Origin of the sequence: Calidifontibacillus erzurumensis (assembly GCF_013303125.1) — a bacterium.
Lineage (GTDB): Bacteria > Bacillota > Bacilli > Bacillales > Bacillaceae_J > Calidifontibacillus > Calidifontibacillus erzurumensis.
On record NZ_JABTTE010000004.1, the window covers coordinates 130,624 to 157,053 of the forward strand.

General features: G+C 35.3%; 30 protein-coding genes. All 30 read right to left on the reverse strand.

The genetic code is table 11. The annotated features are described in order from the left end of the window. Window positions 1-11: 11 nt before the first annotated feature. On the reverse strand, window positions 12-452 hold the full coding sequence (locus HR057_RS05190; RefSeq protein WP_173730362.1) for a chemotaxis protein CheW: 441 nt from the start codon (window positions 450-452) through the stop codon (window positions 12-14). A gap of 39 nt (window positions 453-491) precedes the next feature. After that, on the reverse strand, window positions 492-2,552 hold the full coding sequence (locus tag HR057_RS05195; protein ID WP_173730363.1) for a chemotaxis protein CheA: 2,061 nt from the start codon (window positions 2,550-2,552) through the stop codon (window positions 492-494). A 13-nt stretch (window positions 2,553-2,565) separates the two neighbouring features. After that, entirely contained in the window at window positions 2,566-3,594 is a 1,029-nt protein-coding gene (locus HR057_RS05200; RefSeq protein WP_196237863.1) for a protein-glutamate methylesterase/protein-glutamine glutaminase, read from the reverse strand. Window positions 3,595-3,714: 120 nt separating this feature from the next. Beyond that, a complete protein-coding gene (locus tag HR057_RS05205) occupies window positions 3,715-4,578 on the reverse strand; it encodes a MinD/ParA family protein (RefSeq protein ID WP_173730365.1) in 864 nt (287 codons plus the stop codon). Continuing rightward, window positions 4,562-5,722 carry a flagellar biosynthesis protein FlhF gene (gene flhF / locus HR057_RS05210; protein WP_173730366.1) on the reverse strand — a complete coding sequence of 387 codons (1,161 nt, stop codon included), beginning with the start codon at window positions 5,720-5,722 and terminating at the stop codon, window positions 4,562-4,564. Before flhF ends, HR057_RS05205 begins: the two co-directional genes overlap by 17 nt. Next, on the reverse strand, window positions 5,719-7,758 hold the full coding sequence (gene flhA / locus HR057_RS05215; RefSeq protein WP_173730367.1) for a flagellar biosynthesis protein FlhA: 2,040 nt from the start codon (window positions 7,756-7,758) through the stop codon (window positions 5,719-5,721). Before flhA ends, flhF begins: the two co-directional genes overlap by 4 nt. A gap of 26 nt (window positions 7,759-7,784) precedes the next feature. Further along, window positions 7,785-8,870 (reverse strand): flagellar biosynthesis protein FlhB, encoded by a 1,086-nt coding sequence (flhB, locus tag HR057_RS05220; protein ID WP_173730368.1) that lies wholly within the window; start codon window positions 8,868-8,870, stop codon window positions 7,785-7,787. A gap of 1 nt (window position 8,871) precedes the next feature. Then, complete coding sequence (gene fliR, locus HR057_RS05225; protein ID WP_173730369.1) at window positions 8,872-9,648, reverse strand: flagellar biosynthetic protein FliR; 777 nt, start codon at window positions 9,646-9,648, stop codon at window positions 8,872-8,874. A gap of 3 nt (window positions 9,649-9,651) precedes the next feature. After that, window positions 9,652-9,921: a flagellar biosynthesis protein FliQ gene (gene fliQ, locus HR057_RS05230; RefSeq protein WP_173730370.1), complete on the reverse strand. Its 270-nt coding sequence runs from the start codon at window positions 9,919-9,921 to the stop codon at window positions 9,652-9,654. A gap of 21 nt (window positions 9,922-9,942) precedes the next feature. After that, the gene (fliP, locus tag HR057_RS05235) at window positions 9,943-10,623 is read right to left on the reverse strand and encodes a flagellar type III secretion system pore protein FliP (protein ID WP_173730371.1); all 681 of its coding nucleotides are present in this window, start codon (window positions 10,621-10,623) and stop codon (window positions 9,943-9,945) included. Next, complete coding sequence (fliO, locus tag HR057_RS05240) at window positions 10,620-11,297, reverse strand: flagellar biosynthetic protein FliO (RefSeq protein WP_173730372.1); 678 nt, start codon at window positions 11,295-11,297, stop codon at window positions 10,620-10,622. Before fliO ends, fliP begins: the two co-directional genes overlap by 4 nt. 21 nt (window positions 11,298-11,318) lie before the next feature. Next, on the reverse strand, window positions 11,319-11,681 hold the full coding sequence (locus tag HR057_RS05245; RefSeq protein WP_173730373.1) for a response regulator: 363 nt from the start codon (window positions 11,679-11,681) through the stop codon (window positions 11,319-11,321). Window positions 11,682-11,701: 20 nt separating this feature from the next. Continuing rightward, a complete protein-coding gene (fliY, locus tag HR057_RS05250) occupies window positions 11,702-12,919 on the reverse strand; it encodes a flagellar motor switch phosphatase FliY (RefSeq protein ID WP_173730374.1) in 1,218 nt (405 codons plus the stop codon). Then, window positions 12,909-13,907: a flagellar motor switch protein FliM gene (gene fliM, locus HR057_RS05255; RefSeq protein ID WP_173730375.1), complete on the reverse strand. Its 999-nt coding sequence runs from the start codon at window positions 13,905-13,907 to the stop codon at window positions 12,909-12,911. Before fliM ends, fliY begins: the two co-directional genes overlap by 11 nt. 34 nt (window positions 13,908-13,941) lie before the next feature. Next, a complete protein-coding gene (gene fliL / locus HR057_RS05260; RefSeq protein WP_173730376.1) occupies window positions 13,942-14,370 on the reverse strand; it encodes a flagellar basal body-associated protein FliL in 429 nt (142 codons plus the stop codon). Further along, a complete protein-coding gene (locus HR057_RS05265; protein ID WP_173730377.1) occupies window positions 14,371-14,583 on the reverse strand; it encodes a flagellar FlbD family protein in 213 nt (70 codons plus the stop codon). Between the two features lie 44 nt (window positions 14,584-14,627). After that, window positions 14,628-15,479, reverse strand: coding sequence for a flagellar basal body rod protein FlgG (flgG, locus tag HR057_RS05270; RefSeq protein WP_173730378.1), 852 nt, complete (start codon window positions 15,477-15,479; stop codon window positions 14,628-14,630). A 93-nt stretch (window positions 15,480-15,572) separates the two neighbouring features. Continuing rightward, window positions 15,573-15,953, reverse strand: a complete 381-nt coding sequence (locus tag HR057_RS05275; protein WP_173730379.1) for a TIGR02530 family flagellar biosynthesis protein — start codon at window positions 15,951-15,953, stop codon at window positions 15,573-15,575. A gap of 82 nt (window positions 15,954-16,035) precedes the next feature. Next, entirely contained in the window at window positions 16,036-16,749 is a 714-nt protein-coding gene (flgD, locus tag HR057_RS05280; protein ID WP_173730380.1) for a flagellar hook assembly protein FlgD, read from the reverse strand. Between the two features lie 18 nt (window positions 16,750-16,767). Beyond that, a complete protein-coding gene (locus HR057_RS05285) occupies window positions 16,768-18,078 on the reverse strand; it encodes a flagellar hook-length control protein FliK (protein ID WP_173730381.1) in 1,311 nt (436 codons plus the stop codon). 59 nt (window positions 18,079-18,137) lie between these two features. Further along, the gene (locus tag HR057_RS05290) at window positions 18,138-18,749 is read right to left on the reverse strand and encodes a MotE family protein (protein ID WP_230474359.1); all 612 of its coding nucleotides are present in this window, start codon (window positions 18,747-18,749) and stop codon (window positions 18,138-18,140) included. A 2-nt stretch (window positions 18,750-18,751) separates the two neighbouring features. Further along, window positions 18,752-19,201 carry a flagellar export protein FliJ gene (gene fliJ / locus HR057_RS05295; RefSeq protein ID WP_173730382.1) on the reverse strand — a complete coding sequence of 150 codons (450 nt, stop codon included), beginning with the start codon at window positions 19,199-19,201 and terminating at the stop codon, window positions 18,752-18,754. A gap of 25 nt (window positions 19,202-19,226) precedes the next feature. Further along, on the reverse strand, window positions 19,227-20,537 hold the full coding sequence (gene fliI / locus HR057_RS05300; protein WP_173730383.1) for a flagellar protein export ATPase FliI: 1,311 nt from the start codon (window positions 20,535-20,537) through the stop codon (window positions 19,227-19,229). Next, entirely contained in the window at window positions 20,524-21,333 is an 810-nt protein-coding gene (gene fliH / locus HR057_RS05305; protein ID WP_173730384.1) for a flagellar assembly protein FliH, read from the reverse strand. The genes fliI and fliH overlap by 14 nt, the downstream gene beginning before the upstream one ends. Beyond that, window positions 21,326-22,339 (reverse strand): flagellar motor switch protein FliG, encoded by a 1,014-nt coding sequence (fliG, locus tag HR057_RS05310; RefSeq protein ID WP_173730385.1) that lies wholly within the window; start codon window positions 22,337-22,339, stop codon window positions 21,326-21,328. The genes fliH and fliG overlap by 8 nt, the downstream gene beginning before the upstream one ends. Window positions 22,340-22,350: 11 nt before the next feature. Continuing rightward, complete coding sequence (gene fliF / locus HR057_RS05315; RefSeq protein WP_173730386.1) at window positions 22,351-23,922, reverse strand: flagellar basal-body MS-ring/collar protein FliF; 1,572 nt, start codon at window positions 23,920-23,922, stop codon at window positions 22,351-22,353. 65 nt (window positions 23,923-23,987) lie between these two features. After that, window positions 23,988-24,296, reverse strand: a complete 309-nt coding sequence (fliE, locus tag HR057_RS05320; RefSeq protein WP_173730387.1) for a flagellar hook-basal body complex protein FliE — start codon at window positions 24,294-24,296, stop codon at window positions 23,988-23,990. Between the two features lie 20 nt (window positions 24,297-24,316). Continuing rightward, the gene (gene flgC / locus HR057_RS05325; RefSeq protein WP_173730388.1) at window positions 24,317-24,766 is read right to left on the reverse strand and encodes a flagellar basal body rod protein FlgC; all 450 of its coding nucleotides are present in this window, start codon (window positions 24,764-24,766) and stop codon (window positions 24,317-24,319) included. Continuing rightward, window positions 24,766-25,152: a flagellar basal body rod protein FlgB gene (flgB, locus tag HR057_RS05330; RefSeq protein WP_173730389.1), complete on the reverse strand. Its 387-nt coding sequence runs from the start codon at window positions 25,150-25,152 to the stop codon at window positions 24,766-24,768. Before flgB ends, flgC begins: the two co-directional genes overlap by 1 nt. Window positions 25,153-25,647: 495 nt before the next feature. After that, window positions 25,648-26,427: a GTP-sensing pleiotropic transcriptional regulator CodY gene (codY, locus tag HR057_RS05335; RefSeq protein WP_173730390.1), complete on the reverse strand. Its 780-nt coding sequence runs from the start codon at window positions 26,425-26,427 to the stop codon at window positions 25,648-25,650. Window positions 26,428-26,430: the final 3 nt, after the last annotated feature.

Genomic DNA, 26,430 nt, shown 5'->3' on the forward strand with positions numbered 1-26,430 from the left:
TTGTTTGTAAACTAATTACCAAGCAATATTTTTTCTAAATTTAATAAGATTAAAAGCCGTTTATTGATTTTAGCAACTCCATTTAAATATTCAACTTCGACTGATCCTACAACTTCAGGAGTCGGTTCGATTGCTCCTTCAGGAATATCGATTACATCATTGGCTGCATCAACAATCAGGCCAACTTCCATGTCATTAACGTTAACAATAATAATTCTCGTGCTGTCATTATAGTCCATTTCTTCAATACCAAGTCGTTTCCGTAAATCGATAATCGGTGTTACTACCCCTCGAAGGTTCATGACCCCTTTTACATAACTGGGCACTTTAGGCACACGTGTGAAATGCATCATCCGCTCGATGGATTGCACTTGATGGACAGGAATCGCACACTCTTCATCTTTTAATTGGAAAACGATCACTTTCAGTTCTGTTGAAACTTTTTCGGCCATTCTGCTTCCTCCTTTATCAAAACAAAACAATTGGATGAACTACTTAATTAGTGCGTTGCAATCAATAATTAACGCAACTTGGCCATTCCCTAAAATCGTCGCACCTGAAATAGCAAATACATTAGTCAAATAATTACCGAGTGATTTTAATACAATTTCTTGTTGTCCAATAAATGAGTCAACTACAAGACCAGCCATTTTATCACCTTTTCGAACAATGACGACTGAGTATAGATCGTCATCTTCTTTAACAATCGGCACTTCAAAGACATCTTTAAGAAATACTAACGGAACAACCTTGCCGCGGAAATCAATGACCTTCTGGTTATGTGCATTTAAAATATCTTCTTTTTTAATAATCGCTGTTTCAATAATAGATGATAAAGGAATCGCATATTTTTCTTCTTGAATTTCAACAAGCATAACGGAAATAATTGATAATGTTAATGGCAACTGAATTGAAAATATTGAACCTTCTCCAAATTTAGAATTGATTGTGACAGATCCGCTCAATGATTCAATCGTGTTTTTGACAACATCAAGACCAACACCGCGACCTGATACATCAGATATTTTATCTGCCGTTGAAAAGCCGGTTGCCATAATGAGCTCATAAACTTGCCTATCGGTCAAATTGGGTGCAGCTTCTTTCGTTATAATTCCTTTTTCTATAGCTTTTTTCAGAACTTTTTCACGATTGATTCCTGCCCCATCATCTTCTATTTCAATAAAAACATGGTTCCCGCTATGGTATGCTTTTAAGATAACAGTTCCAACTTCAGGTTTCCCTTTAGCCCTACGTTCTTCAGGCGTTTCAATACCGTGGTCAATAGCATTTCTTAACAAATGAACTAACGGATCGCCAATTTCATCAATTACTGTCCGATCTAACTCTGTTTCAGCACCGACGATTTCCAAATTTACTTTTTTATTTAAATCGCGCGCCAATTGCCGAACCATGCGAGGGAAGCGGTTAAACACTTGTTCAACAGGCACCATGCGCATATTTAATATAATATTTTGCAAATCCCCAGAAATACGTGACATCCTCTCAACAGTCTCTTGGAGTTCTGGATTGTTTAGTTCGCTTGAAATTTGTTCAAGGCGACCGCGGTCAATAACAAGCTCTTCAAATAGATTCATTAATATATCTAATCGTTCAATATTTACGCGAATCGTTTTGTTCGATACATTTTGCCCATTTGTTCTTTCTTTTTCACTTACTTGATTAAGATGGTCAGCTGTAGGACGGGGAATATGTTCTTCTATTTCATTTGATGATTGTTGTATAGTTTCTTCTTCCAAGTTTCCTTTCGTTTTTTTATAATCTTCTATTGAAAATTTAACAACTTTAACACTTTCAATCTCAGAAACTTTCATAATGCGCTTTTCAATATCTTCTGCATTTTCTTTTGAAACGAGCATAACAGCAAACTCATAATCAAAACGTTCTTCCTCCAAATCTTCAACAGGAGGGTTTGCCTTAATAATTTCTCCAACTTGTTCAAGAATTTCGAATACCATAAATACTCGGGCACTGCGCAATAAACAATCATTTCGAAGTTTGACTATAATTTCATAGCTTTGATACCCTTGTTCTTTTGATTGTTCGAGTACAGTCATCTCGAATTCATCAAGAGTGCCAATTCCTTCAATGCTTCCTTGTTTTGCTTGAGTTGTTGTTTCGGTTTGATTACTTTTTTGAAAAGATTTAGGGTCTTCCCCTTTTTCAATAAGTTGGAGTTTTGCCACAATTTCGGTAACATCCTTTTTCCCGTTTCCACCACTCGCAATGTCATTGACCATGGCTTCCAAGTAATCAACCGAATCAAACACTACATCTAAAATGTCAGGATTCACAACAATTTTTTTGTTTCTAATTGCATCCAAAACATTTTCCATTTTATGTGTTAAATTTGCTAAATCCTCAAATCCCATTGTTGCTGACATACCTTTAAGCGTATGGGCAGAACGAAAAATTTCATTTACAATACTTAAGTCATTCGGGCTGCTTTCCAAAGCTAATAATTGCTCATTAATCGATTGTAAATGCTCTTTACTCTCATCAATAAACATCTCTAAATATTGGCTTGTATCCATTAGTAACACTCCTTTAGACATCCATATACTTCATAATCGTTGGAGCAATTTTTTCCAAATGAACAATTTCATCTACTAGATTTGTGGCTATCGCTGACTTTGGCATCCCAAATACGACTGAAGATTCTTCCGATTCTGCAATAGCAATCGTGCTACCAGAAGATTTCAACGCTTTTAAGCCTTTCGTTCCGTCTGAGCCCATTCCAGTCATTAAGACCGCAATCTTTAGAACATTTTTCAATTCACTCACAGATAAAAACATCAAATCAACAGAAGGTCGATGGCCACCAATAGGTTCAGTTTGATCCAAATATATGTAAAAGTGGTTGCCACCTTTTCTTACTTTCATATGATAGCCACCAGGAGCAATATAAGCTGTTCCGTTTTGGACGATTTCACCATTTTCCGCTTCTTTTACATGAATATGGCAAAGCGAATCTAATCGATTTGCAAGTGATTTCGTAAAACCTGCCGGCATATGCTGAACGATCAAAATAGGAGCATTAACCGTTTTCGGAAAATTCGTAAGAACTTGCTGCAAAGCCCGCGGACCGCCAGTTGAGGTGCCAATGCAAATCAATTTATTTTGATGAATGTTAGCAGTTGTTCGGTTAAACTTAGGAAAATCCTTTTTGGGAAGCAAAGATGAATCTTGATTAGTTTTATTTAATAGCCCTTTCATATTAGCTTTTGAAGCCATTAATACTTTTTGTATGATCTCATCTTTAACTTTGTCTAAATCAAGTGATAGGGGGCCTGATGGTTTTGCAATAAAATCTACTGCACCATAGGAAATAGCTAAAAATGTATTTTCTGCTCCTTCTTGAGTTGTGCTCGAAAGCATCACAACCCTTGTCGGAATTTCCTTCATGATCACTTGGAGCGCTTCCAGCCCATTCATTTCTGGCATTTCCACATCAAGTGTAACAACATCAGGCTGCATTTCTTTTATTTTAAGAATCGCTTCTTTTCCATTTCTTGCTGTTCCAATGACGTTGATATTTGGATGCTCATTGAGAAAATCGGAAATTAACTTTCGCATAAAAGCTGAATCATCAACGATTAACACTCGAATATCTTTGGCCACGAATCTACTCTACCTTTCTAGAAAAAACACGACTTTCCTTACAATCAAGTAGTGTTTTTTCGTTTTCATTTTTTCTTATAAACTGAAATAACGGCGCAACTTGGAAATAAAGGTATAGGAAGAAGTTGGGTAGCTTTCATCATAACGGTGCTTCAAGTACCTTTCGACAATATTGATCATAGAACGGCTCACGTTCGAATCAGGTGCATAAAGAAGAAATGGCATTTGATGGCTAACCGCTTTTGTTACTGTCCGATCTTCCGGCAAATCACCTAATATGACGACATCCTTGTTCAAAAATCGTTTGACGGTATTTCCAAGCCGGTTTGCAGTAGACTGGGCCTGCTTGGCATTATAGGCCTTATTCACAACTAAATAATAAGGAGTCTGTGACTCTTTTAAGTAAATATACTTCATAACAGCATAAGCGTCTGTGATCGAGGTTGGTTCAGGCGTTGTGATGACGAAAACTTCATTTGATGCCAATATAAATTGCATGCTTTCATCAGTAATTCCCGCACTCATGTCAAAAATAACATATTCATAGTCTTCAATTAGCTCTTCAAATTGAGTTATGAATCGTTCAAACTTGTTTTGGTCAAGCTTAAAAATAGACGAGAGGCCCGTTCCAGCTGCAATAAAGCTAAGATTATTAGCCCCTTTTTCAATGATATCTTTTAATGAAGCATTGCTTTCAAACATATCTACTAGCGTACGATTTGGTGCTACACCCATCAAAATATCAATATTTCCCATACCAATATCCATATCAAATAATAACACCGAAGCATTTTCTTTTGCTAAACCTAAGGCGAAATTTAACGAAAAGTTTGATTTTCCTACGCCACCTTTACCACTTACGACGGCAATCGTTATCGTTTTTTGCTTGCGCCTTAATTTTTCTATTCTTTCTCTTAATTTTTCAGCTTGATCTTTCATGGCCAATTACCCCAAAGATCGTATTTAATATAGACTCCGGTGTTGCTTCCAGAATATCATCCGGAACATTTTGCCCATTTGTCAGATATGCAACGCCAATGCCATACTTCATAATTAAGTTAATCATTGATCCGTATTTGGAAGTTTCATCTACTTTTGTAAAAATTAATTTATCAATTTTAATTAATGAAAATTGATTGACGATTTCGATCATATCCGAATATTTTGATGGCAAAGCTAAAACGAGCATCGTCTCAATTTCTTCATTAAAATTAATGACAGACTTTAAATCTTCTACATACTGTTTATTTCTAAAGTTTCGGCCTGCTGTATCTATCAATACGAAATCAAAGTGTGAAAATCTTTCTTTTGCTCTAACAAAATCATCAAGGGTATAGGCAACTTCAAGCGGGGCGTTTAAAATTTTTGCATAAGTTTTCAGTTGTTCAATGGCTGCAATTCGATAAGTATCAGTTGTAATAAACGCGATTTTCTTGCCGTGTTTTAATACAGCATGTGCAGCAATTTTAGCTAAAGTTGTCGTTTTGCCTACTCCTGTAGGACCTACAACATTAACATACTTCTTCGAAAAATCGAATGCACCAAATGAAAATTGAGAAAGCTTTTTTTCAATAAATTCTTTTACCCATGAGTTGATTTGTGGGAAATTTGCTTCTGCCCGATTTACATACCATTTTTCCAGTAAGAAGTCCATAATATCCTTTCTTAGCTGGTGTTCAAATTCTTGGTCGAATAAAAATCGATTCATTTCCTTTAAAGGTTCTGGATAATGTTCAAAACCTTCTTGCCGATTTGTTTCAGCCATTTTTTTCATCAAAGCTTTTAAATCTTGAATTTCTTTTATTAGGTCTTGCTCAAGTTTCGTCTGTCCGATTGTAGCAATAGGGCTTTTTTCAATTTTGGTCTCCACATATTCCTTTTCTACTTTTTGTACTTTCGGTTTCGGAACAGGTTGTGGATCTATTGCTGCAATGACCTCAATATTTTTTTTGGCAAACAAACCAAAAATTCCACCTTTTTGTACAACCTTTGAATTTAATATGACGGCATCTTTCCCTAATTCATCCCGTATCATTTTCATCGCTTCTGGCACACTCGGTGCAATAAATTTTTTTACTTTCATTCAATATTCACCACCCCGACACTTTGGACTTCTACCGTTGATTCTAGTTCGTTATAAGACAAAACAGGAATATTTGGTAAATATGGATCTATTAATTGTTTCACATACATTCTTACAGCAGGTGAGCATAATAGAAGCGGTGCTACTTCAAACATTGATGCTCTTTCTATTTCAGATGCAATACTTTCAATAATTGCTTGGGAAACCGTTGGATCTAGCGACAAGTAGTTCCCATGTTCAGTCTGTTGAATTCCTTCAGCAATTGTTTTCTCAACTTTTCCTGACAAAGTAACGACCTTCAATGTTGTTCCATCGGTTACGTATTGCCTTGTTAATTGTCTTGACAATGCTTGTCTCACATATTCGGTTAAAAGGTCCGTATCATTCGTTAGGCGGCCATAATCAGCCAAAGCTTCAAAAATAACCGGTAAATTTCGAATCGAAACGTGTTCTTTTAAGAGTTTTGCTAATACTCTCTGAATATCACCAATAGACAATGGATTTGGTGTTACTTCCTCTACTAAAATTGGATAAGATTCTTTCAAATGGTCGACTAGCTGCTTTGTTTCTTGTCTACCAAGAAGTACATGTGCATTATTTTTTATTATTTCTGTTAAATGCGTCGATACTACTGAAGGTGGATCAACAACAGTATACCCAGATAATTCCGCTCTTTCTTTCACATTTTCCCCAATCCATTTTGCCGGCATGCCAAAGGCCGGTTCAATCGTATCAATTCCTTCTATACTATCATCATCAATAGTGGGACTCATTGCCATATAGTGATCCAGTAATAATTCTCCTCTTGCCACTTCATTACCTTTAATCTTTATGCGGTATTCATTTGGCTGCAATTGAATATTGTCGCGAATTCGCACAACAGGAACTATAATCCCATATTCAAGTGCTAATTGTCGCCTGATCATGACAATCCGATCTAATAAGTCACCGCCCTGATTTGTATCTGCTAATGGAATTAATCCATATCCAAACTCAAATTCAATCGGATCAATATCTAACAGATTGATCACACTCTCAGGACTTTTCATATCATCCATTTCAATTTCTTCACTCGTTTGAATCTCGATTTCACTTTGCCGCACACTATTTTTTGTGATTAAATATCCACCAAGCCCCAAAATACCAGCAATTGGCAGTGTAACTATATCATCAATAGGTGTCAGGATACCAAGTAATCCAATTGTTCCACCAGCCACATAGAGGAGTTTTGGAAAAGTAAAAAATAATTGTTGTACGACATCTGAACCAAAGTTGCCATCAGAAGCAGCCCTTGTTACGACAATACCGGTAGCTGTTGAAATAATCAGTGCAGGAATTTGGCTGACAAGACCATCGCCAACGGTAAGCCTTGTAAATCTATCTGTTGCTTCGCTAAAAGATAAATCCATTTGCACCATACCAATGATGATTCCAAAAATAATATTGATAATTGTAATAATGATCCCAGCAATCGCATCTCCTTTGACGAACTTACTGGCACCGTCCATAGCACCGTAGAAATCTGCTTCGCGTTGAATGTTTTCCCTTCTTTGACGCGCTTCCTGTTCAGAGATTATCCCAGCATTTAAATCCGCATCGATACTCATTTGCTTACCAGGCATAGCATCGAGTGTAAACCGAGCTGCCACTTCCGATACACGTTCAGCGCCTTTTGTAATAACTATAAATTGAATAATAACCAAAATTACAAAGACCACAAATCCGACAAGCGGATTACCACCTACAACGAAGGAGCCAAACGTTTCTACAACATCACCGGCTTCTCCATTGCTGAGGATTGATCTTGTTGTTGATACATTCAACCCTAGTCGAAATAATGTTAATAAGAGCAGTAATGAAGGAAAGATCGAAAATTGGAGAGCTTCCTTCATGTTCATGGAAACTAATATAACAATCAAAGCAAGCGTGATATTAATAATGATTAAAAAACTTAATAGCCATCCCGGTAATGGAATGATAAGCATTGCTATGATTAATATAACTCCCAATAGAACTGGAAGGTCTTTAGCTGACATTTAATTTCTCTCCAATCTTGTTACACTTAAATTTTTCTTTTTAATCGATATACATAGGCCAATATTTCGGCAACTGCTTTAAAGAAATGCTCAGGAATTACATCACCAATTTCCGTCTCTTCATATAAAGCTCTTGCAAGCGGTCGGTTTTCTACTGTAATAATGTCATGATGTTTAGCAATTTGTTTAATTTTTAAAGCGAGGTAATCTACCCCTTTTGCAACAACAATCGGGGCATCAGCTTTGTCTTCATCATATTTTAAAACGACTGCATAGTGGGTTGGATTCGTAATTACGACATCCGCATTCGGTATTTCTTGCATCATGCGCCGCATTGCCATTTGCCGCTGTTTTTCCTTTATTTTTGCTTTAATTTTTGGGTCCCCTTCCATGTTTTTATACTCATCTTTAATATCTTGCTTAGACATGCGTAAGTTTTTTTCATGGTCATATCGTTGATATGCATAATCAAAGATGGATAAAATGGTAAGTAGAATAGAAACCGCAAGACCCATCTGAATCGTAACTTTCCCTAAGAAAGCTAATGATACTGCAATATCTTTTTGGGATAAAACTAATACTTCATCAAAATGAATCCAAAGAACAAGAAAGGCGCCGCTTCCAACTACGGATATTTTTAAAATGGATTTTAATAATTCAACTAAAGCACGAATTGAAAAAATTCTTTTCGCTCCAGCGATTGGATTGATTTTTTCTAATTTAAATTGAATTGGTTCAGTTGAAAATAAAAAGCCAAATTGTATAAAATTAGAAAAAACAGCAATAACGATTGCTGTCACCATAATTGGCGCAACAAAAAAAAGCCCGCGAATTGAAAAATCAAGAAACATTTGATAAATATTTTCCTCAGATAATTCCCAAAACATATATTCATCTAATGTTCTAGTAATCATTGCGAACATTTCTTCTTTCATATATCCGCCTAAAAACATCAATACTAGAAAAATAGAGAATAGAGTCAGTGCCGCACTGACATCTTGACTTTTCGCAACTTGTCCTTTTTTGCGGGCATCCTGCCTTTTTTTCGGTGTAGCTTTTTCTGTTTTTTCACCAGCAAAAAATTGCAGGTCAAGTTGTACGTAATATGGCATTTTACAAGCCCCCAAAAATTTGCAATAACGAGCGCATTGAAAGTATCATCGATTCAAATAATTTTTCGAAAAGAAACATAAATGCTGGCAGGACGGCTAAAAGGATGAAAAAACTTGCTAAAATTTTTACAGGCAGACCTACAACAAAGATGTTGAGTTGTGGGACCGTCCTTGCTGTAATCCCTAAAGCAAGGTCAACTAAAAATAAACAACCGACGATCGGTATAGACATTTGAAAAGCGATAATAAACATCGTCCCAAACGTTTTTGCAATCAATGCTGCAAGTTTTTCACTGCCAAGCGAAATTGAAAGTTCATTAAGAGGAATAAATTTATAACTATAAAAAATACCATCTAAAAGCAAATGATGTGCGTCAATAGACAACATTAAAAGCATAGCAAATGTATATAAATATTGTCCCATAATCGGACTTTGTGCTCCTGTTTGCGGGTCAATGACATTAGCAATTGCAAATCCCATTTGAAAATCTATAAATCCTCCCGCAATTTGTACAGCTGACATGACCATAAAAGCAATTAATCCTAGTAAGAGGCCGACTAATATTTCTTTTAATAGAAGTAAAAAAAACTTTTCATCGATTTCTATTATTGGGTGTTCTATTGTAAAAAACATTATATAGGACAAAAAAAACGAAAAACCTACTTTATGAACAGCAGGAATGTTCCGATATGAAAATAGAGGAACAGTAACAAAAAAAGAAGTAACTCGAATAAATATTAATAAAAACACAGGCCATGCATTTATGATTTCAATCATCTTTTACCCTACAAATTTATGAAGATTATTAAATATTTGAAATGTATATTCTACCATTCTCGAAAGCATCCAAGGTCCAAAAAACACTAAGCCAATTAAAACGGCAAGTATTTTTGGTATAAAAGCTAATGTTTGCTCTTGAATTTGTGTGGTTGCTTGAAAAATACTAACAAGAAGACCAACACCAAGAGCCAAAAGAAGTAGTGGCAAAGATACCGCCAAGACTGTCATAATCCCGTCTTCGGCAATACCTAAAACAAAATGCGAATTCATCAAATCACCCTTCAATCAAAGTTAAAAACTGATTAATAGGGATTTTACAACTAGATACCAGCCATCAACCATTACAAACAATAAAATCTTAAAAGGTAAAGAAATCATTACTGGCGGCAGCATCATCATCCCCATTGACATTAGTACGCTCGCAACGATCATATCAATCACTAAAAATGGAACAAAAATCATAAAGCCAATTTGAAAAGCAGTTTTTAGTTCACTTATAGCAAAGGCAGGAACAAGTGCTGTTAAAGGAATATCATCAATCGTTTTAGGACGTTCCATCTCTGCATAATCTAAAAATAACATTAAATCTTTTTGTCTCGTATGCTTGCTCATAAACTCCTTCATCGGCTCTGTGGCCCGATCAAACGCTTCATCTTCTGTTATTTCTCCTTCCAAAAAAGGAGTAAGTGCTTGTTCATTTATCTCAGAAAATGTAGGAGCCATTATAAAAAAAGTCATAAAAAGGGCCAAACTAATTAAAACTTGAGTAGGCGGCATTTGTTGTGTCCCGAGCGACGTTCTGACAAATGAAAGAACGATGACAATTCTAGTAAAACTTGTCATTAAGATTAAAATACTTGGAGCAATCGAAAGAACTGTCAGTAGCAGAAGAAGTCGTACAGTTGTAGCGACATTTTCCGGACTATCGTTATTTAAAATACTAGGATCAATTCCTGGAAGAAACTCAGTCATTTGTCATGGTCCCTCTTAATTTTTTCATAGATTTTTTTTCTCCCTTCGGCTAATTCTTCCAATTGTCCTATTAACATTTGGCGAAAACTGTTTACCGAACCGTGCCCTTCTTCGGGCGCTTTTTTTCGTTTTCCATTATTGAAAAGGGATGACATGCCATCCAAAGGCTGAAGGTCATTTTGTTTTAATATTTTTTCAATTTCTTCTTGCGATGTTATTTCTTTTAATAATTGAATCGTTTCCCCTACACCTACTACAAAGATGGAATCACCAATCCGCACTAGTTGAATAGAACGATTCGGACCGAGCGAAATTCCACCTAAATTTTCCATCGTTTTCATTTGTCCAAATAAGCGGTTTTTTTTATGAACAAACCGTAATATTAAATAGATAAGAGCAATGATAATGGCTAATGCTAAAAACATTTTTACAAAATCAAACAAATGAAAACCACTATCAAATGATGGTGGATCTTCTTGTAAGAATCCATCATTTTCCGTTTTTTCCGCCCCTACATGGCGTCTCTCAATTTTATTTTCATCATTGCTAGTTTGTTTATTGTTTTCCTTTATCATTTGATCAACTGTCTGACTGTCATAATCAGGCTCCGCTTGGACATATGTTCCAAACGGAGCAATAAATAGAATCAATACCAATAAGAACCATTTACGCAAACATCTGCTGCCTCCTCTAGTCTATCCAATTGTTTTCTTAATAGCTTCCAATACACGGTCTGCTTGGAATGGTTTAACAATAAAATCTCTCGCTCCTGCCTGTATTGCATCAATGACCATTGCTTGCTGTCCCATTGCCGAGCACATAATAACTTTTGCATTTCGATCTATTTTTTTTATTTCTTTAAGTGCCGTAATTCCATCCATTTCCGGCATTGTAATGTCCATCGTTACAAGATCCGGTTGAACTTCCTTATATTTTTCAATGGCTTGAATACCATCAGCTGCTTCTGCTACGACTTGATAGCCATTTTTCGTAAGAATATCTTTAATCATCATTCTCATAAATGCCGCATCATCGACAACTAATATTCTATTTCCCACACAACTACCCCCATAGTCTATTATTGTAAATTCTTAATCCGGTCGGATTGACTAATAATATCCGTTACGCGAACTCCAAAATTCTCGTCGATAACAACAACTTCACCTTTAGCAACCAATTTATTATTCACTAATATATCAACAGGTTCCCCAGCTAATTTATCAAGTTCAATTATAGAGCCAGCAGAAAGTTCCAATATTTCTTTCACGGAACGCTTCGTTCTCCCCAACTCAACCGTTACATTAAGCGGAATGTCTAATAACATGCTTAAATTATTTGCTTCTTGAGGCACATACGTCATTTGATCAAAGGAAGAAAATACAACCGGTTGAATATTTGCTTTACTGTTTGGACCACTTCCAATATGTTGGGGTGCATTACCAACATGTTTCATTGGTTGGCTATGAATTTCTGTAACTGTTTGCTGGCTATCTGTACTACGAGATCGAATTTCTTGCTCACTCTTACTTCTATTTGTTGTATTCGTCTGAGTATGATTTGTTTGATTTTGTATGACTGTATCTTCTTTTGGACTTGAATTTGGGTTTAATAAACTGGTCACCAGTTTTATTGCAAAATCAACTTGTAAAAGTTGCATAATACTTGAATCTATTAGATTACCAATTTTTAAATTAAACGATACTTTAACTAATACTTCATCACTTGGAATTCTTTCTGTTCCAGCACCTTGAATAAAATCTAGAAAATCGATACTTGGCGGTGAAATATCAACTTTTTTATTAAACACCGTAGACATTGATGTAGCCGCTGAACCCATCATTTGGTTCATTGCCTCTTGGATGGCACTCAAATGAATTTCCCCCAAATCTTCCGAAGGATTTGTACCATCGCCCCCAAGCATTAAATCAGCGATAATCGCAGCATCACTTTGTTTAATCACTAATAAATTAATTCCTTGAAAGCCTTCTTTATATTCGACGGTAACAGCCACATATGGTTGTGGAAATTCGTCTTTTAATTGATTTTTCTTAACGATTGATACTTTAGGAGTAGTAATTTCTACTTTTTGATTAAGTAAAGTAGAAAGAGCTGTTGCCGAACTTCCAAAAGAAATATTGCCAATCTCACCCAAAGCATCCTTTTCAAGGGGTGTTAAATAATCATCAATATTGATCATTTCGTTTGATGAAGGTGAATCATCAAAATGGAGGTCATCTCCTCCTCCTTTTAGTAAAGCATCAATTTCATCTTGTGAAAGCATTCCATCACTCACCATCATCCCCACCTCCCTTTATTTTATCAATAATCTGAATGGCTAAATGTTGATTCTTTTTTCCCGCTTGTCCAATAAATTTTGGATGATCGGCAATTCTAATTTCCAACGGTTGATCAATATGCTGATCAAGTTGAATCACATCCCCTACTGCCAAATTTAAAAACTCTTGAACAGTAATTGTCGTCTCCCCGAGGATGGCTTGTATCGGCAAATAAGCTTTTCTAATTCTCTTTTCAATTATGGAAATTTCTTCAGGCATAGGCTCTTTTTTCGAGGTTTGCATCCAATAGTGGACAGATAATTTTGGAATGATTGGTTCTAACATTACATGTGGCAAACAAATGTTAATCATTCCACTAGTTTCCCCAATAGTTGTATTTAATGAAATAACAACAACTGTTTCGTTTGGTGAAACCATTTGTAAAAACTGAGGATTTACCTCAAATTCTGTTAAAACTGGATCAATATCTGCAATCGACTCCCAAGCTTCATGAAGATTCTCACAAGCACGCTCAAACATATTTGACATTACTTTTGTCTCTATTTCAGTCAAATTATCAACTTTATTGATGCTGCTTCCTCTTCCTCCTAAAATCCGATCAAGCATTGCATAAGCAATATTCGGATTTACCTCGATCAACATTCGCCCCTCCAATGGAGGCACTTCAAACACGTTTAAAATCGTCATTTTTGGAATTGATCGAATAAATTCATCATAAGGAATTTGGTCTACAGAGGCTACGGATATTTGCACATATGTTCTTAATTGAGCTGAAAAATGTGTCGTTAAAAGTCTTGCAAAATTTTCGTGAATTCTTGATAAACTGCGGATTTGATCCTTAGAAAAGCGTAATGCCCGTTTAAAATCATAGACTTTAACCTTTTTTGCTTTATCCTCTTTTTTCAGTTCATCAGCATTCATTTCCCCCGCTGAAAGCGCTGAAAGCAGTGCATCAATTTCACTTTGGGACAATACTTCTTCCGCCATTACCCACACCTCCAGTAAAAAGGGTCATTAGTGCTTATTGAACCAACCGCTTCGTTATGTAGACCTTTTGTACTGTCCCTGCTTGAACTATTTCATTTAAACGTTTTTTTATAGTTTCTTCAACTTCTAGTAAACCTTCTTTGCTAGTAAATTGCTCTTCACTCATTGCGGCAAGCTCTTGAATTAAAATATTATTAATCTGGAAATCTCTTTTTTCTAGCTCTGCTTTTGCATCTTTGCTATCTGCCTGTATTTTAAACTGAATGATTAAATAAGACCCATCATTTAAGTTCGTCGTTAATTCTTCTGTATCGATTGATAATTTAAGAATTTCTTCAATCGACTGTTCTTTATTGTGAATATCTTTCGTTACATTAATAATAACAAAGTATGCAACAACGCCGCTTAAAGTAATAATGATTAAAATAATTAACATGAGTTGTATAAGTTTATTATTCGTCATTTACTCATTCTCCCCCATCCTTGGATGCCCCAGCAAATGAACGTCACGATAAAATTCTTTTACTAAAAGAATAACATCTTCCTCATCCTCTCGCACGACAAATTTTTTCCCATTTGTCAGCGTAATTGTCGTATCAGGAAAGGATTGGATTTGTTCTATGTATATAGCATTTAAATAAAAATTTTCTCCATTTAACTTTGTCAATTTAATCAATTTTACCGGGAGCTAGGCAAGGCCTAACTCCCTACCTCCTCACATTATCGTTTCAAATTGACCAATTCTTGCAATATTTCATCAGAAGTTGTTATTATTCTTGTATTTGCTTGGAAACCGCGCTGAGCCACGATCATCTCCGTAAACTCTTCGGAAAGATCAACGTTTGACATTTCAAGAGTTCCGGAAACGATAGTTCCTGCTCCTTTTGTGCCGGGGGTTAAAAGATCAGCCTGTTCTAGAATCTCATCATTATCTGTAGTACCAGAATTAAATGTAATGGCATATAAATTTGACCCAACTTTTTCTAAACCGCTAGGGTTAGGTACTTTAACAAGGGCAATTTCTTTACCTGAATAAGTTGCCCCTACTACATTGATAGAACCATCACTTCCGATGCTAAAGCTCTCAGCATCTATCGGAATTTGAATAGCATTGCCCTCAGTATCTAGCACATAGTAGCCGTCCCCATTGACAAGAAACCCGTTTTTATCTAAATAAAAATTCCCAGCTCTTGTTAATTTCGCAGTTGAAAAAGTGATGTTAACTGTTGGAGGATTACCTGCGTTTACAGCTCCTTCTGCAACTACAAAAAATCCGTCCCCTGAAATTCCTAAATCTAACGGTCTTCCTGTTGTTTGTAAACTTCCTTGTGTATCAATCATATCAATAGTGGATAATTGGGAGCCTAAACCAACTTGTTTTGGATTCACACCTCCTCGCGTATCTCCAGGTGCAGATGAGCCGGAAATCGATTGGCTAACCATATCTTTAAAGGTTGTCCGTCCTTTTTTATAACCATACGTATTAACATTAGCGATATTGTTTCCAATTACATCAAGCTTAATTTGAAAATTTTTCATTCCGGAAATTCCTGAATACATTGAACGTAACATAATTTTTCGCTCCTTTTTGTTTTTTTCACTGCCTCTGTCAGTCAGCAGTGTTATAGAGCCTCCGTACGGTCCAGCTCTTTTATTTTTTATTGCTTATAATAAAATGGTTCCGTTTATATTTGTAAATATTTGTGAACTTGCTTCTTTGCGATCCATTGCTGTGATAACTGTGTTATTTTTTGTGTTTACGATTAATGCTGCATTTTCTGTTACTACAAGTGAGTCGCTAATCCCCTTTGATTTTGCTTCGTTCACTTTTTCAGCAATTTTATACCAAAGATGTTTATCGATATGAATATTGCGTTCGTTTAACCTTTTCTCGGCATGTTTACTTATTTTTAACGAAGTTTCTCCTTGAAAAGTCCCTAATATTTGTTTAAAAGAAGGACCTTGTTGTTCAACCTGCTTTTTCGGCTGTTGCTTCTTTATTTGTGATAACGGATGGTAGGCTAGCTGGTTTATTCGATAATCCATTTATTCACCACCTCATTTGCTGAACACCCTTTATATGAAACAAGAGCATCTCTTAGTATTTGAATTTTTAATGTTCAGCCACTTAGTCTTCATCTACATCCATACTTTCAATTGTATAATCATTGTTTTGGCCGCTTTTTGAAATCTTTACAATTTGTTGGCCACGAATCATCGTTCCGTCTTGTAGTTCGTAATAAATTTTACCGTTTTTCATGTGGACGGAAGTGACCGTTGCACGATCGATTTTTTCACCCTCATCATTTATCCAAGAAACGTTCATCCCTACCATTTGACTTGCTAATGAAAGCTGGGTTTCATAATCATTTTTGGCATTGCCTTGAACGCTTTTAATTTCATCTTGATAGACAATTCGGCCATCATCCAATTTAAGTTCGACGATTCCGTTGTCACCGATCTGAACAGCAGAAATAGTCCCTGTTCCTGTCTCAATTGTCGGATCAATTTCATTGCCGTCTTTATCGAAATTTCTTATAATAATTTCCCAATCAACTTCTCTTCCTATCCAACCAACATACGATGCCAATATGTTTGTTTTTTGAAAATCAATAAATTTCGCGAAATTGTTGCTCATATTTGTAATTTGTTCGAGGGTAGAAAACTGAGCCATTTGTGCAATAAACTCTTTATCGTCCATCGGATTTAATGGATCCTGATTTTGAAGCTGCACCATTAATATTTTAAGAAAATCGTCTTTCCCTAACGTATTCGAAGGTGTGTTTCGTACGCCTTGCTTATTCGTTTCTAAAAATAAACTTGAATCAATCGTATTGCCCATGAACGTATCACTCCGTTTCTAAACGATTACGTTTAGCAGCTCATCTATAAAAGATTGGGATTCAGATTGATCATCTTCGAGATAACCTTTGGCAGCTTTTTCATCTTGCTGTTTTTTCCTTTCACCATGCTGCTCCTTATAATCTTTTGAAGTTCCATCAAATTGGCTTTCCCCTTGATAAAGAACTTCTATTTTTTCTGTTTGAATATTTTGTGCTGCGAACGCTTGACGTAAAACTTGTAAATTTTTTTCGATAGCTTCTTTCGCATGAACTGTTGAAGCAATGATTTTTGCTACCATTTCTCCATTTGTTTCGGAAAGTTTAATCGTAAGCATTCCTAAATGTTCAGGACTTAATTTAACTTGCATTTGGCTTTGCCCATTTGGCAACGTGCTAAATTTACTATTTTTTATTATTTGCTGCAATTGGTGCAAAATTTGCTCTTCAGAAGAAGAAATATGATTTTGCTGAGAAATTAACATCAATTGCTGAAAGCTACGAATTGGTGTGCTTTCTTTTATTGAACTAACAATCAATTTTTCAAATCCGTCTATTTTTGACTTCTCCGCAACTGAATCTGATTTAATAATAAAACTTGAAAGATTATTTTTAGATGTATTTTTAATACCAGTTTCGCCTGTAGTTCGGGAATTTGAATATCGGACATGTTGCTCTAATCGGTTTACATTTAATTTTCCAGAGACATTTGACTGCTCTCGATAAATTCCATTCATTTTCTCTTTATCAAATCTATTCATCTTTTTTGCAAATAAAGGCTGCATATTCGTGATAGAAAGGCTGTTTAATTGGGCTGTCTCTTTCAATTGTTTATTCATTACATCTTGTAAAGCTTGCAACTCTCGTTCTGACAGCAATTTTTTTTCTTTCATCTGATAAAGAACAGCTAAAATGACAATAAACTGCTCTTTACTGCCGGATTGTGTGTGTGCCAACATTTGTTCAATTGATTTAGCAGAGTGAATATCATTTGTAAATTGTTGTACAAAATTTTGAGGTAGTCCCATTAACAACTCGTTCCAATCCGGGTGTTCGATGATAGCAGGATCGATGACTTGTTCATCTGCCTGCATCGTTTCTAAAAACTGTTGAAAAACTTCCAGTAGTTCTTCATTTAAAAAACTGTTATTTTCATCATCAGCAGTCGTTGTTGAAAAGATCGAGCTTTGATCAGTTGGACTCATTTCAATGTTCAATAAGTCAAAAAATGAAAAATTATTTGCTTTTTGATTGGCTGTTTCATAGTTTAATTGATTTTCTACTAGCGAACGAATATTGCAGCTAATAAGTCCTAATCCTTGCGCATTCATAATGTCACCTCCTTTCAAATTTTTATAGTTTGAAATTACCAACGAATCATTAATATTCCTTATTCAGGTTTTAGCATAATTGTCAATTGGGCTGCTTTTTTAGGGTCCATTTTTTCCAAAATAGCAGCTTTCGCTTCATTATTCATTGTTTTCAAAATGTCTAAAGATTCTTCATTAGGTAATTCTGAAAGAATAGCTGCGGCCTTTTTTGCTGACATTGTTTCATATACCTTTACAACTTCCTTAAGCTGCATCGTAGCAAGTTGCTGCTTCTCTTCTAGTTCATGTAAATCCTTCGTTAGTTTTTCAATTTCTTTCTGTGATCCTTCTAGATCACTTTGTTTTCTTTTAATTTCAGTTTTTAAATTAGAAATTTCCTTTTTTTGTTCTTCTATCGTTTTTTGTAATAAAGATATTTTTTTATTTGCAATCTCTATATTGTCTTCACCAGAAAAGACGGAAGACATCTCTTCAATTTTAGTGCTATACTTTTGTGCCAATTTTGGTACATCGATGCCCGCCATCGTCATGACGACGATGCTTGTGACTATTGCAAAAATAAATGGTATAAAAATTACATAGAAAAACCATTGTATTTTTCCATATTCCTTTTCGTTTTCGCTTTGTTCATGTTTTTGATTTGTCATTTGCTGTTCTGCTTTACTTTCCATAGTCACACCTGATTTCCCCGGTTCATATATTGTTGAATCGAGATTTCATCCATCATTTGATTTTGTTCCTTTTTTTCGAATTGACTGAAGGAATCCCAAGCTTTTTCTTTTAATTTTTCATACTTTTTAACTTCAATATTTTTTTCTAATAGGAGTTGTTGTTTAATCTCCATCGAGCGCCGAGTTTTTGCTACTTGTCCTTGCCAAAAATTAATTGATTTTTCAAGGGAAAACAAAAATCGCTCGGCATCTTGGATTTTGGAAATTGGTACACCTTTTTGAATTTGCTGTTCTTTTTTTTCGATAAATTCTTCTTTTTGTTTTAATAGCACATATAGTTCGGTCGCTGCATTTTCAAATTTTTGAACAGCTTCATTATATCCACTTTTTGCAGCATCCTTTTCCTTTTCTTTCAACGCTAAAACTTTTGAAAATTTAAATGGAAAAACCATATCTCTTTACCCCCAAAAATGAGGTTTATTGTTCGAATAATTGGATGAGGGTTGATATCGATTCTGATTTTGGAATCCTTTCATCAGTTCCTTGTCTTAAAAAAGAAATGATTTTTGGATAAAACTTGATTGCTTCATCTATTTCTTTTGATGAGCCGCGCTTATATGCACCGATATTGATTAAATCTTCGGCATTGATATAAATTGACAGCAAATCTCTTAATTTTTCTGCAGCTTTCCGATGCTCAAGGGAAACAATATTGTTCATTACTCGGCTAACGCTTTTTAATATATTAATAGCGGGATAGTGGCCTTTGTTAGCTAAGGCTCGGTCTAAAACAAAATGCCCATCTAAAATTCCGCGTACCGTATCAGCGATAGGTTCATTCATATCATCTCCATCTACTAATACAGTATAAAAAGCTGTAATCGTACCAAGCTCATTTGTTCCAGTTCGTTCTAACAGTTTCGGTAATATCGAAAATACAGATGGAGTATACCCTTTCGTTGTCGGCGGTTCTCCTACGGCTAAACCGATTTCCCTTTGAGCCATCGCAACTCGCGTAACCGAATCCATCATTAACATCACGTTAAAGCCTTGGTCTCGGAAATATTCACTTATCGCAGTGGCTGTAAAAGCACCTTTTAATCTCATTAAAGCCGGTTGATCGGATGTCGCTACAACAACGATTGACTTTCTTAATCCAGCTTCACCTAAATCTCGTTCGATAAATTCTCTTACTTCTCGGCCACGTTCACCGATCAACCCAATGACATTAATATCAGCTTCTGAGTTTCGGGCAATCATACCCATTAATGTACTTTTTCCAACTCCACTTCCAGCAAATATTCCTACCCGCTGTCCTTTTCCGACAGTTAATATACTATCGATAGCGCGAACACCAACTTCAATTTCTTCAGAAATTGGTGGGCGTCTCAAAGGGTTGGGAGGAAATTGATCGGTTGGTACGGGTGTAAGCCCTTTTTGAAGATTGCCCCCATCAAGCAGATCTCCAAGAGGGTCCAAAACTTTACCAATTAATGCGGATCCTACTTTAATTTGCATCGGTTCACCTGTCGCTTCCACAAGGCAACCAGGGGAGATATCTTGAATATTTGTATAAGGCATTAATAAGACATGGGAATCACGAAACCCAACAACTTCAGCACGAATCTTTCGTTTTTGTTTACTGCCAACATGGATATAACATAAATCGCCAATGGAGCTTTCTGGACCTTGTGATTCGATCATCAGACCAATGACTCTAGAAACACGGCCGAAGCGTTTGTATGTGTCAATCAAATCAATTTTTGATATAAGATCAGCCGTTTTCATCATTGCTATCTCCGTCCAACATTTCTAATAGCTTTAATTTTAGTTCTCGCAATTGGCTATCTACGCTGGCATCAATTCTTCCGAAAGAGGATTCTATTATGCAATCGGTTTGGTTGAGCTCTTCATTTGGGTAAATATAGAGTTCCGTTAAAGGATTAGTGAAATAAGTTTTTAATTCTTCTTTCTGGGAAATCATTAAATCATAGTATTTCGGATGAACATAAATTTTTACATCTTGATGATCCCTTACTTCTTTTATTACTTTTTTCACTAAATTTGAAAAAGCTTCCGGATTTAAGTCTAAAGTAAATCCGATTATTTTCTCAGCAGCTTTTAAACCTAGATGTAGAATCGTACGTTCAGCTTCTTCAACTGTTTTTAAATAATCATTTTTACTTAAATCCACCGTTTCTTTCGCTTGGTCAATCAACATTTTATATTCATTAAAACCATCTTGTTTCCCAAGTTCGAGACCCCGTTGATAGCCTTCCTGTCTTGCTGTTTCAATTAAATGTTGTTTTTCAAATTCCCAGTTTTGTTTTTCAGATTCAATTTGCTGCAAGATTGCATTCAATTTTTTTTCAGCATCTTTCAGAATAGAAAGTGCTTCTTCCTCAGCTTCTCGTAAAATCTCTTCTGCTTTCTTCTCTGCTTCATGAATATCATTGTTTGGTTCACTAGTTAAATCAATAGTCTTTTTTTCTTCAAAAAAATTCCCTGTCAAAGGTTTTAATGTAATTACTTTTTTATTTCCTTCATCTGATTGGGCATAAGGAGATTTAATAATTCTAGACAATGATATCATCTCCTCCGCCCCGGGCTATGACAATTTCTCCGGCTTCTTCAAGTCTTCTGATTGTGGCTACTATTCTTGTTTGCGCCTCTTCTACATCACGCAAACGAACTGGCCCCATATATTCCATTTCTTCTTTAAAACTTTCAGCCATCCGTTTCGACATATTTTTAAAGATAATTGCTTTCACTTCTTCACTTGCAACTTTAAGCGCAAGTAATAAATCGGAATTTTCACAATCTCGGATTACCCGTTGAATCGCACGGTTATCAAGGGTAACAATATCTTCAAAGACAAACATTCTCTTTTTAATTTCTTCCGCAAGTTCAGGATCTTGAATCTCAAGTGCATCTAAAATCGTTCTCTCAGTACTGCGGTCAACACCATTTAAAACTTCTACAACCGCTTCAATTCCACCAGTTTGAGTATAATCTTGTGTAACTGTTGTTGATAGCTTTCGTTCTAGTATTTGTTCTACTTCATTAATTATTTCTGGTGAAGTACTTTCCATCAAAGCAATTCTTCTTGCGATATCTGCTTGCATTTCTTGTGGTAAGGCAGATAATATTTGACCTGCTTTTTCAGGATCCAAATAAGATAAAATTAATGCGATTGTTTGCGGATGTTCATTTTGTATAAAATTCAATATTTGCGAAGCATCAGCTCTGCGCGCAAAATCAAACGGTTTTACTTGTAATGATGATGTTAATCGGTTAATGATTGCCGCTGCTTTATCCGGACCTAATGCTTTTTCCAATACCATTTTGGCGTAACCAATACCACCTTGTGATATGTATTCTTGGGCTAAAGCAAGTTGGTGGAATTGTTCAAGAATTTCTTCCTTTTGTTTATTTTCTACTTTTTTAACGCTTGAAATTTCAAGTGTCAGTTTCTCGATTTCATCCTCTGTTAAATGTTTATAAACTTGTGCTGATACTTCTGGTCCAAGAGATATTAGGAGTATCGCAGCTTTTTGTCTTCCTGTTAAACCGTCAGAAACTTTTGCCATTTAGATACCTCCTAATCTTCAGCTAACCAAGTACGCAATAGTTTTGCGAATTCATCCGGCTTTTCTTTTGCTAATTTCTCTAGTTGCTTTCTTCTAGCTGTCGATTCAGTTTCATGTTCTTCGTTAATATCAGGTATTGCCATCACACGTTCTTCGGTAATTGACTCCAGTTCTTCGTCGAATTCTACTTTTTTTCTTTTCTTTAAGAAAACGATGAATAGAAGTACAATTAAAGCTATTAATAGCAATATTCCTACTATTACATAAACGATATAACTGCGGATTAAATCCATAAATGTTGGCGCAGGCAACGGTTTGATTCCCGAAAATTTTTGCCAAGTTACATTTACTTTCCCATCCAAATTTGCTTCTTTGTTATCAATTGTAGTTTGAATAATACCATTTAACATGTTTTTAATTTCATCGTTCAGCGTTTGCATTGTTTGTTCATCTAAATCAGTGCTGTCAATGGCAACTTGGATGCCCAAATCCTTTACCTTATATGGAGAACTTTCTACAGTTTCCATGATTCTTGTAACATCATAATTAATGCGCTCTTCGATGTTTTCGTATTGTCCGTTTTGATTTCCATCTTCTCCGGGATACCCTGGGATTCCATCACCTGTTCCAACTTCACCTCCTGGAGTTTGTCCATCACCAACGAATGATTCCGTTATTTTTTCCGCACTGATTGCAATTCCCCTCATATTCTCTTCATCAATCGGTTTAACGATATTACTAGTTGTATTAACCTTCGATGTATCAACATCAGCTGTTACAGTAACAATAGCTTTATCTCTTCCCATCATAAGGCTGAGCATTTGCTGTACTTGTTGCTGGATGTCTCGTTCAATTTGCTTTTTTATTTCATACTGATCGCTAAAGTTAATTCCTGAGCTTGAAGCGATGAAGTCTTTTCTATTTAGAGGCTCAGCATACTGATTAGTTATATATATATTTTCTAAAGGCAAATTAGCCACACTTTTTGATACAAGATGATATAGCCCTTCGATTTGTTCATCTTTAAATTTGTAGCCAGGCTTTTGATAAATAACGATCGAGGCAGAAGCGGTCCCTTGCTCTTCACCAACAAAGACGCTTTGTTGAGGCATAGAAACCATTACATCCGCATCTTGAACACCTTCAAACCTTTTGATTAATCTTTTTAACTCATTTTGAATGGCAGCAACTTTTCTCATTTCAAATTCTTCCTGAGTAATACCGAACCCGCCTTCACCAAAGGACGAAAAATATATTTCCCCGCTATTTGGAATTCCTTCCGCTGCCAGTTCAACTTTTAATGTATCAACTAATTCTTCTGGTACCTTAATCGTTGTTCCCCCATCTGCTATTTCCGACTTAATCCCCCGTGAATCCAAGGTTTCTTTAATTTGCCCAGTTTCTTGAGGGGATAAATCTTTATAAAGGGGAACGAGATTCGGTTTTGCTGCAAATATTGATCCGAGAATAAGCAAAACAATTACAGAAACAGCGGAGCCAGCAATGATCATTTTTTGTTTTTTCGTTTTTGTTTTCCAATAATCTAATAATTTATTTTTGTAATGCATTAGCTTTTCGTTCATAATAGCCCCCAGCGTATTCCTCTGTTGTATCTAGATAATTTCTTAATTTATGTAAAATATTTCAATTAAACTTGCATTCTCATAATTTCTTTATAAGCTTCGATCACATGATTGCGTACTTCAATAGCTGCCTGTCTCGTAATGCTTGCTTTTTGGGCTGCTATCATCACTTCATGAATGTCATTAATTTCTCCTTTAATAAATTTATTTGTCACTATGTCTGACTCATTTTGTGATTTATTTAGTTCGTCAATGGCATTTTTTAGAGCATTCGTAAATTTTTTTTGAGCTTCTGCAGGTGTTGTGTTTGATGTTTTCTTAGCTGTTTGAATTTGAACCTGATTTGTCAATGTAAATGGCGAAATTCTTTCCATTTTTTTTAAACCTCCCATATCTATTTGCCAATTTCAAGAGCTTTCATCATCATCCCTTTTGTAGCATTTAATACTGTTACATTTGCTTCATAAGATCTTGTGGCACTCATTAAGTCAATCATTTCCTTTAATGGATCTACATTAGGCATTGCTACATAGCCTTCTTCATTGGCATCAGGATGATCAGGATTATAGACCATTTTAAAAGGGGTTTCGTCTTCTACAACCCTTCTAACACGGACTCCATGTCCAGGAGTATCTTGCATTGCTTTATTTAAATAGTGGCTAAAAGATGTTGTTGGGATCGGTTCAAATTCAACGATTTTTCTTCGGTAGGGCAGCCACTGGCCATTTACAAAGTTGGCTCTCGTTGTTTCACCATTGGCCATATTTGAGGCGATGACATCCATGCGGAAGCGCTGCGCTGATAATGCAGAAGCAGATATATTCATACCATGAAAAATGCGCATTATGTATTGCCTCCTTTTAGCACTTCTTTTAAAGCTGTAAATTTTCCACTGAGCTGCTCAATTAGAACATTATAATAAATTTGGTTTTCAGCCATTTCAACCATTTCTTTATCAATATCAACGTTATTGCCGTTATGATTAAAAGTGGTTGTATTTTTCGTGTAGACATTTATCCTTTGTCTATTTTGCTTAAATTCAAAATGGCGTTCATCAAGACGGTGTGCCTTCAAAAGTGCTTGATCCAGCTCTGATTTAAAGCTAACTTCTTGCGCTTTGTAGTTTGGGGTGTCAACATTTGCAATATTATTAGCAATAACTTTTTGTTTAATGGATGAATAATTTAATGCATTTTCTAACGAATAAATTGTATTTGAAAAAAGTTTCATAAATTACCACTCACCTTTTGGTTAGAAACCAAAATTTTACTTTTAAAATAATATTTAAAAATAATTAGGACAAAAAATAGAATAATCTTTCGAATTTGTTTTTAATTATAAATGATTTTTTTTTAAAAGATAACAATAAATTATAAATGTCGACAAATATTTATTAATTTAGAAATAAAGTCCTATTATCCATCTAAGGCATCAATTTATAAGAACTTTCCAAAAATTTATCATTTAAAGTACTTGGCAAACCTTTATTAAAACTTATTTATTCCTTCAATACCTTTTAAATCAAGGGGTTAAATTTATCAATAGTTATACAGTGTAACATAAGAATAAACGACACTTTTTGACAAATATCTATTGAATTAGGAAAAAGTATCTATACAAACAGAAAAATTTTCCAAAAATAAAAAGCTGTCCCACAATTTTAAGCACTTTCATACTTTTACTAAAATGCCAAATTGATTAGGACAGCTTTTTTATTCCATTACATTAGTTTGCTTTTAATTTTGAAAGTTCAACTAAAAATTTATCATTTAATACTTTTATATATGTACCCTTCATCCCTAATGATCTTGATTCTATAACGCCTGCACTTTCTAGTTTTCGAAGAGCGTTTACGATTACAGAACGAGTAATACCAACACGGTCAGCAATCTTTGAGGCAACTAATAAACCTTCGCTGCCATCTAGTTCATCAAAAATATGCTCAATTGCTTCTAATTCACTATAAGACAATGAACTAATTGCCATTTGTACAACCGCTTTACTTCTAGCTTCTTCTTCAATTTCTTCAGCTTTTTCACGCAGAATTTCCATACCAACAACAGTTGCACCATACTCTGCAAGAATTAAATCATCATCAGAAAATGCTTCCTGAAGTCTAGCTAGGATTAAAGTCCCTAATCTTTCTCCACCACCAATAATTGGTACAATAGTTGTTAAGCCGTTTTGAAAAATATCGCGGTTTTCTACTGGAAAAGCAGTATACTCGCTGTTAATATCAAGGTTAGCAGATGTTTCTGTTACGTTAAAAAGATTGTTTGTGTACTCAGTTGGAAACTGTCTTTCCTCTAACATTTTTTTCATACGCTCATTTTCAATTTGTTGCTTAATCGCAAAACCTAACAATTTTCCTCTTCTGCTAACAACATATATATTCGCTTCAATAACATCTCTTAAAGTTTCTGCCATTTCTTTAAAGTTAACTGGTTTTCCCCCAACTTTTTGTAGCATTGCATTTATTTTTCTAGTTTTTTCAAGTAATTTCATTTA

Bases quoted from the DNA above. Each gene is read 5' to 3' on its own strand.
- fliF (WP_173730386.1), bottom strand. From the start codon at position 23,922: ATGAACGAAAAGCTAATGCATTACAAAAATAAATTATTAGATTATTGG.
- fliI (WP_173730383.1), bottom strand. From the start codon at position 20,537: ATGAAAACGGCTGATCTTATATCAAAAATTGATTTGATTGACACATAC.
- fliP (WP_173730371.1), bottom strand. From the start codon at position 10,623: ATGACTGAGTTTCTTCCAGGAATTGATCCTAGTATTTTAAATAACGAT.
- HR057_RS05190 (WP_173730362.1), bottom strand. From the start codon at position 452: ATGGCCGAAAAAGTTTCAACAGAACTGAAAGTGATCGTTTTCCAATTA.
- fliJ (WP_173730382.1), bottom strand. From the start codon at position 19,201: ATGGTTTTTCCATTTAAATTTTCAAAAGTTTTAGCGTTGAAAGAAAAG.
- HR057_RS05290 (WP_230474359.1), bottom strand. From the start codon at position 18,749: ATGGAAAGTAAAGCAGAACAGCAAATGACAAATCAAAAACATGAACAA.
- HR057_RS05285 (WP_173730381.1), bottom strand. From the start codon at position 18,078: ATGAATGCGCAAGGATTAGGACTTATTAGCTGCAATATTCGTTCGCTA.
- fliL (WP_173730376.1), bottom strand. From the start codon at position 14,370: ATGACGAATAATAAACTTATACAACTCATGTTAATTATTTTAATCATT.
- flgC (WP_173730388.1), bottom strand. From the start codon at position 24,766: ATGCGCATTTTTCATGGTATGAATATATCTGCTTCTGCATTATCAGCG.
- HR057_RS05275 (WP_173730379.1), bottom strand. From the start codon at position 15,953: ATGGATTATCGAATAAACCAGCTAGCCTACCATCCGTTATCACAAATA.
- codY (WP_173730390.1), bottom strand. From the start codon at position 26,427: ATGAAATTACTTGAAAAAACTAGAAAAATAAATGCAATGCTACAAAAA.
- HR057_RS05205 (WP_173730365.1), bottom strand. From the start codon at position 4,578: ATGAAAGATCAAGCTGAAAAATTAAGAGAAAGAATAGAAAAATTAAGG.
- fliR (WP_173730369.1), bottom strand. From the start codon at position 9,648: ATGATTGAAATCATAAATGCATGGCCTGTGTTTTTATTAATATTTATT.
- flhF (WP_173730366.1), bottom strand. From the start codon at position 5,722: ATGAAAGTAAAAAAATTTATTGCACCGAGTGTGCCAGAAGCGATGAAA.
- HR057_RS05195 (WP_173730363.1), bottom strand. From the start codon at position 2,552: ATGGATACAAGCCAATATTTAGAGATGTTTATTGATGAGAGTAAAGAG.
- fliG (WP_173730385.1), bottom strand. From the start codon at position 22,339: ATGGCAAAAGTTTCTGACGGTTTAACAGGAAGACAAAAAGCTGCGATA.
- flhA (WP_173730367.1), bottom strand. From the start codon at position 7,758: ATGTCAGCTAAAGACCTTCCAGTTCTATTGGGAGTTATATTAATCATA.
- flhB (WP_173730368.1), bottom strand. From the start codon at position 8,870: ATGCCATATTACGTACAACTTGACCTGCAATTTTTTGCTGGTGAAAAA.
- fliY (WP_173730374.1), bottom strand. From the start codon at position 12,919: ATGGTGAGTGATGGAATGCTTTCACAAGATGAAATTGATGCTTTACTA.
- flgD (WP_173730380.1), bottom strand. From the start codon at position 16,749: ATGGGCAATACGATTGATTCAAGTTTATTTTTAGAAACGAATAAGCAA.
- flgB (WP_173730389.1), bottom strand. From the start codon at position 25,152: ATGAAACTTTTTTCAAATACAATTTATTCGTTAGAAAATGCATTAAAT.
- fliQ (WP_173730370.1), bottom strand. From the start codon at position 9,921: ATGAATTCGCATTTTGTTTTAGGTATTGCCGAAGACGGGATTATGACA.
- fliE (WP_173730387.1), bottom strand. From the start codon at position 24,296: ATGGAAAGAATTTCGCCATTTACATTGACAAATCAGGTTCAAATTCAA.
- fliM (WP_173730375.1), bottom strand. From the start codon at position 13,907: ATGGCGGAAGAAGTATTGTCCCAAAGTGAAATTGATGCACTGCTTTCA.
- flgG (WP_173730378.1), bottom strand. From the start codon at position 15,479: ATGTTACGTTCAATGTATTCAGGAATTTCCGGAATGAAAAATTTTCAA.
- HR057_RS05200 (WP_196237863.1), bottom strand. From the start codon at position 3,594: ATGCGAAAGTTAATTTCCGATTTTCTCAATGAGCATCCAAATATCAAC.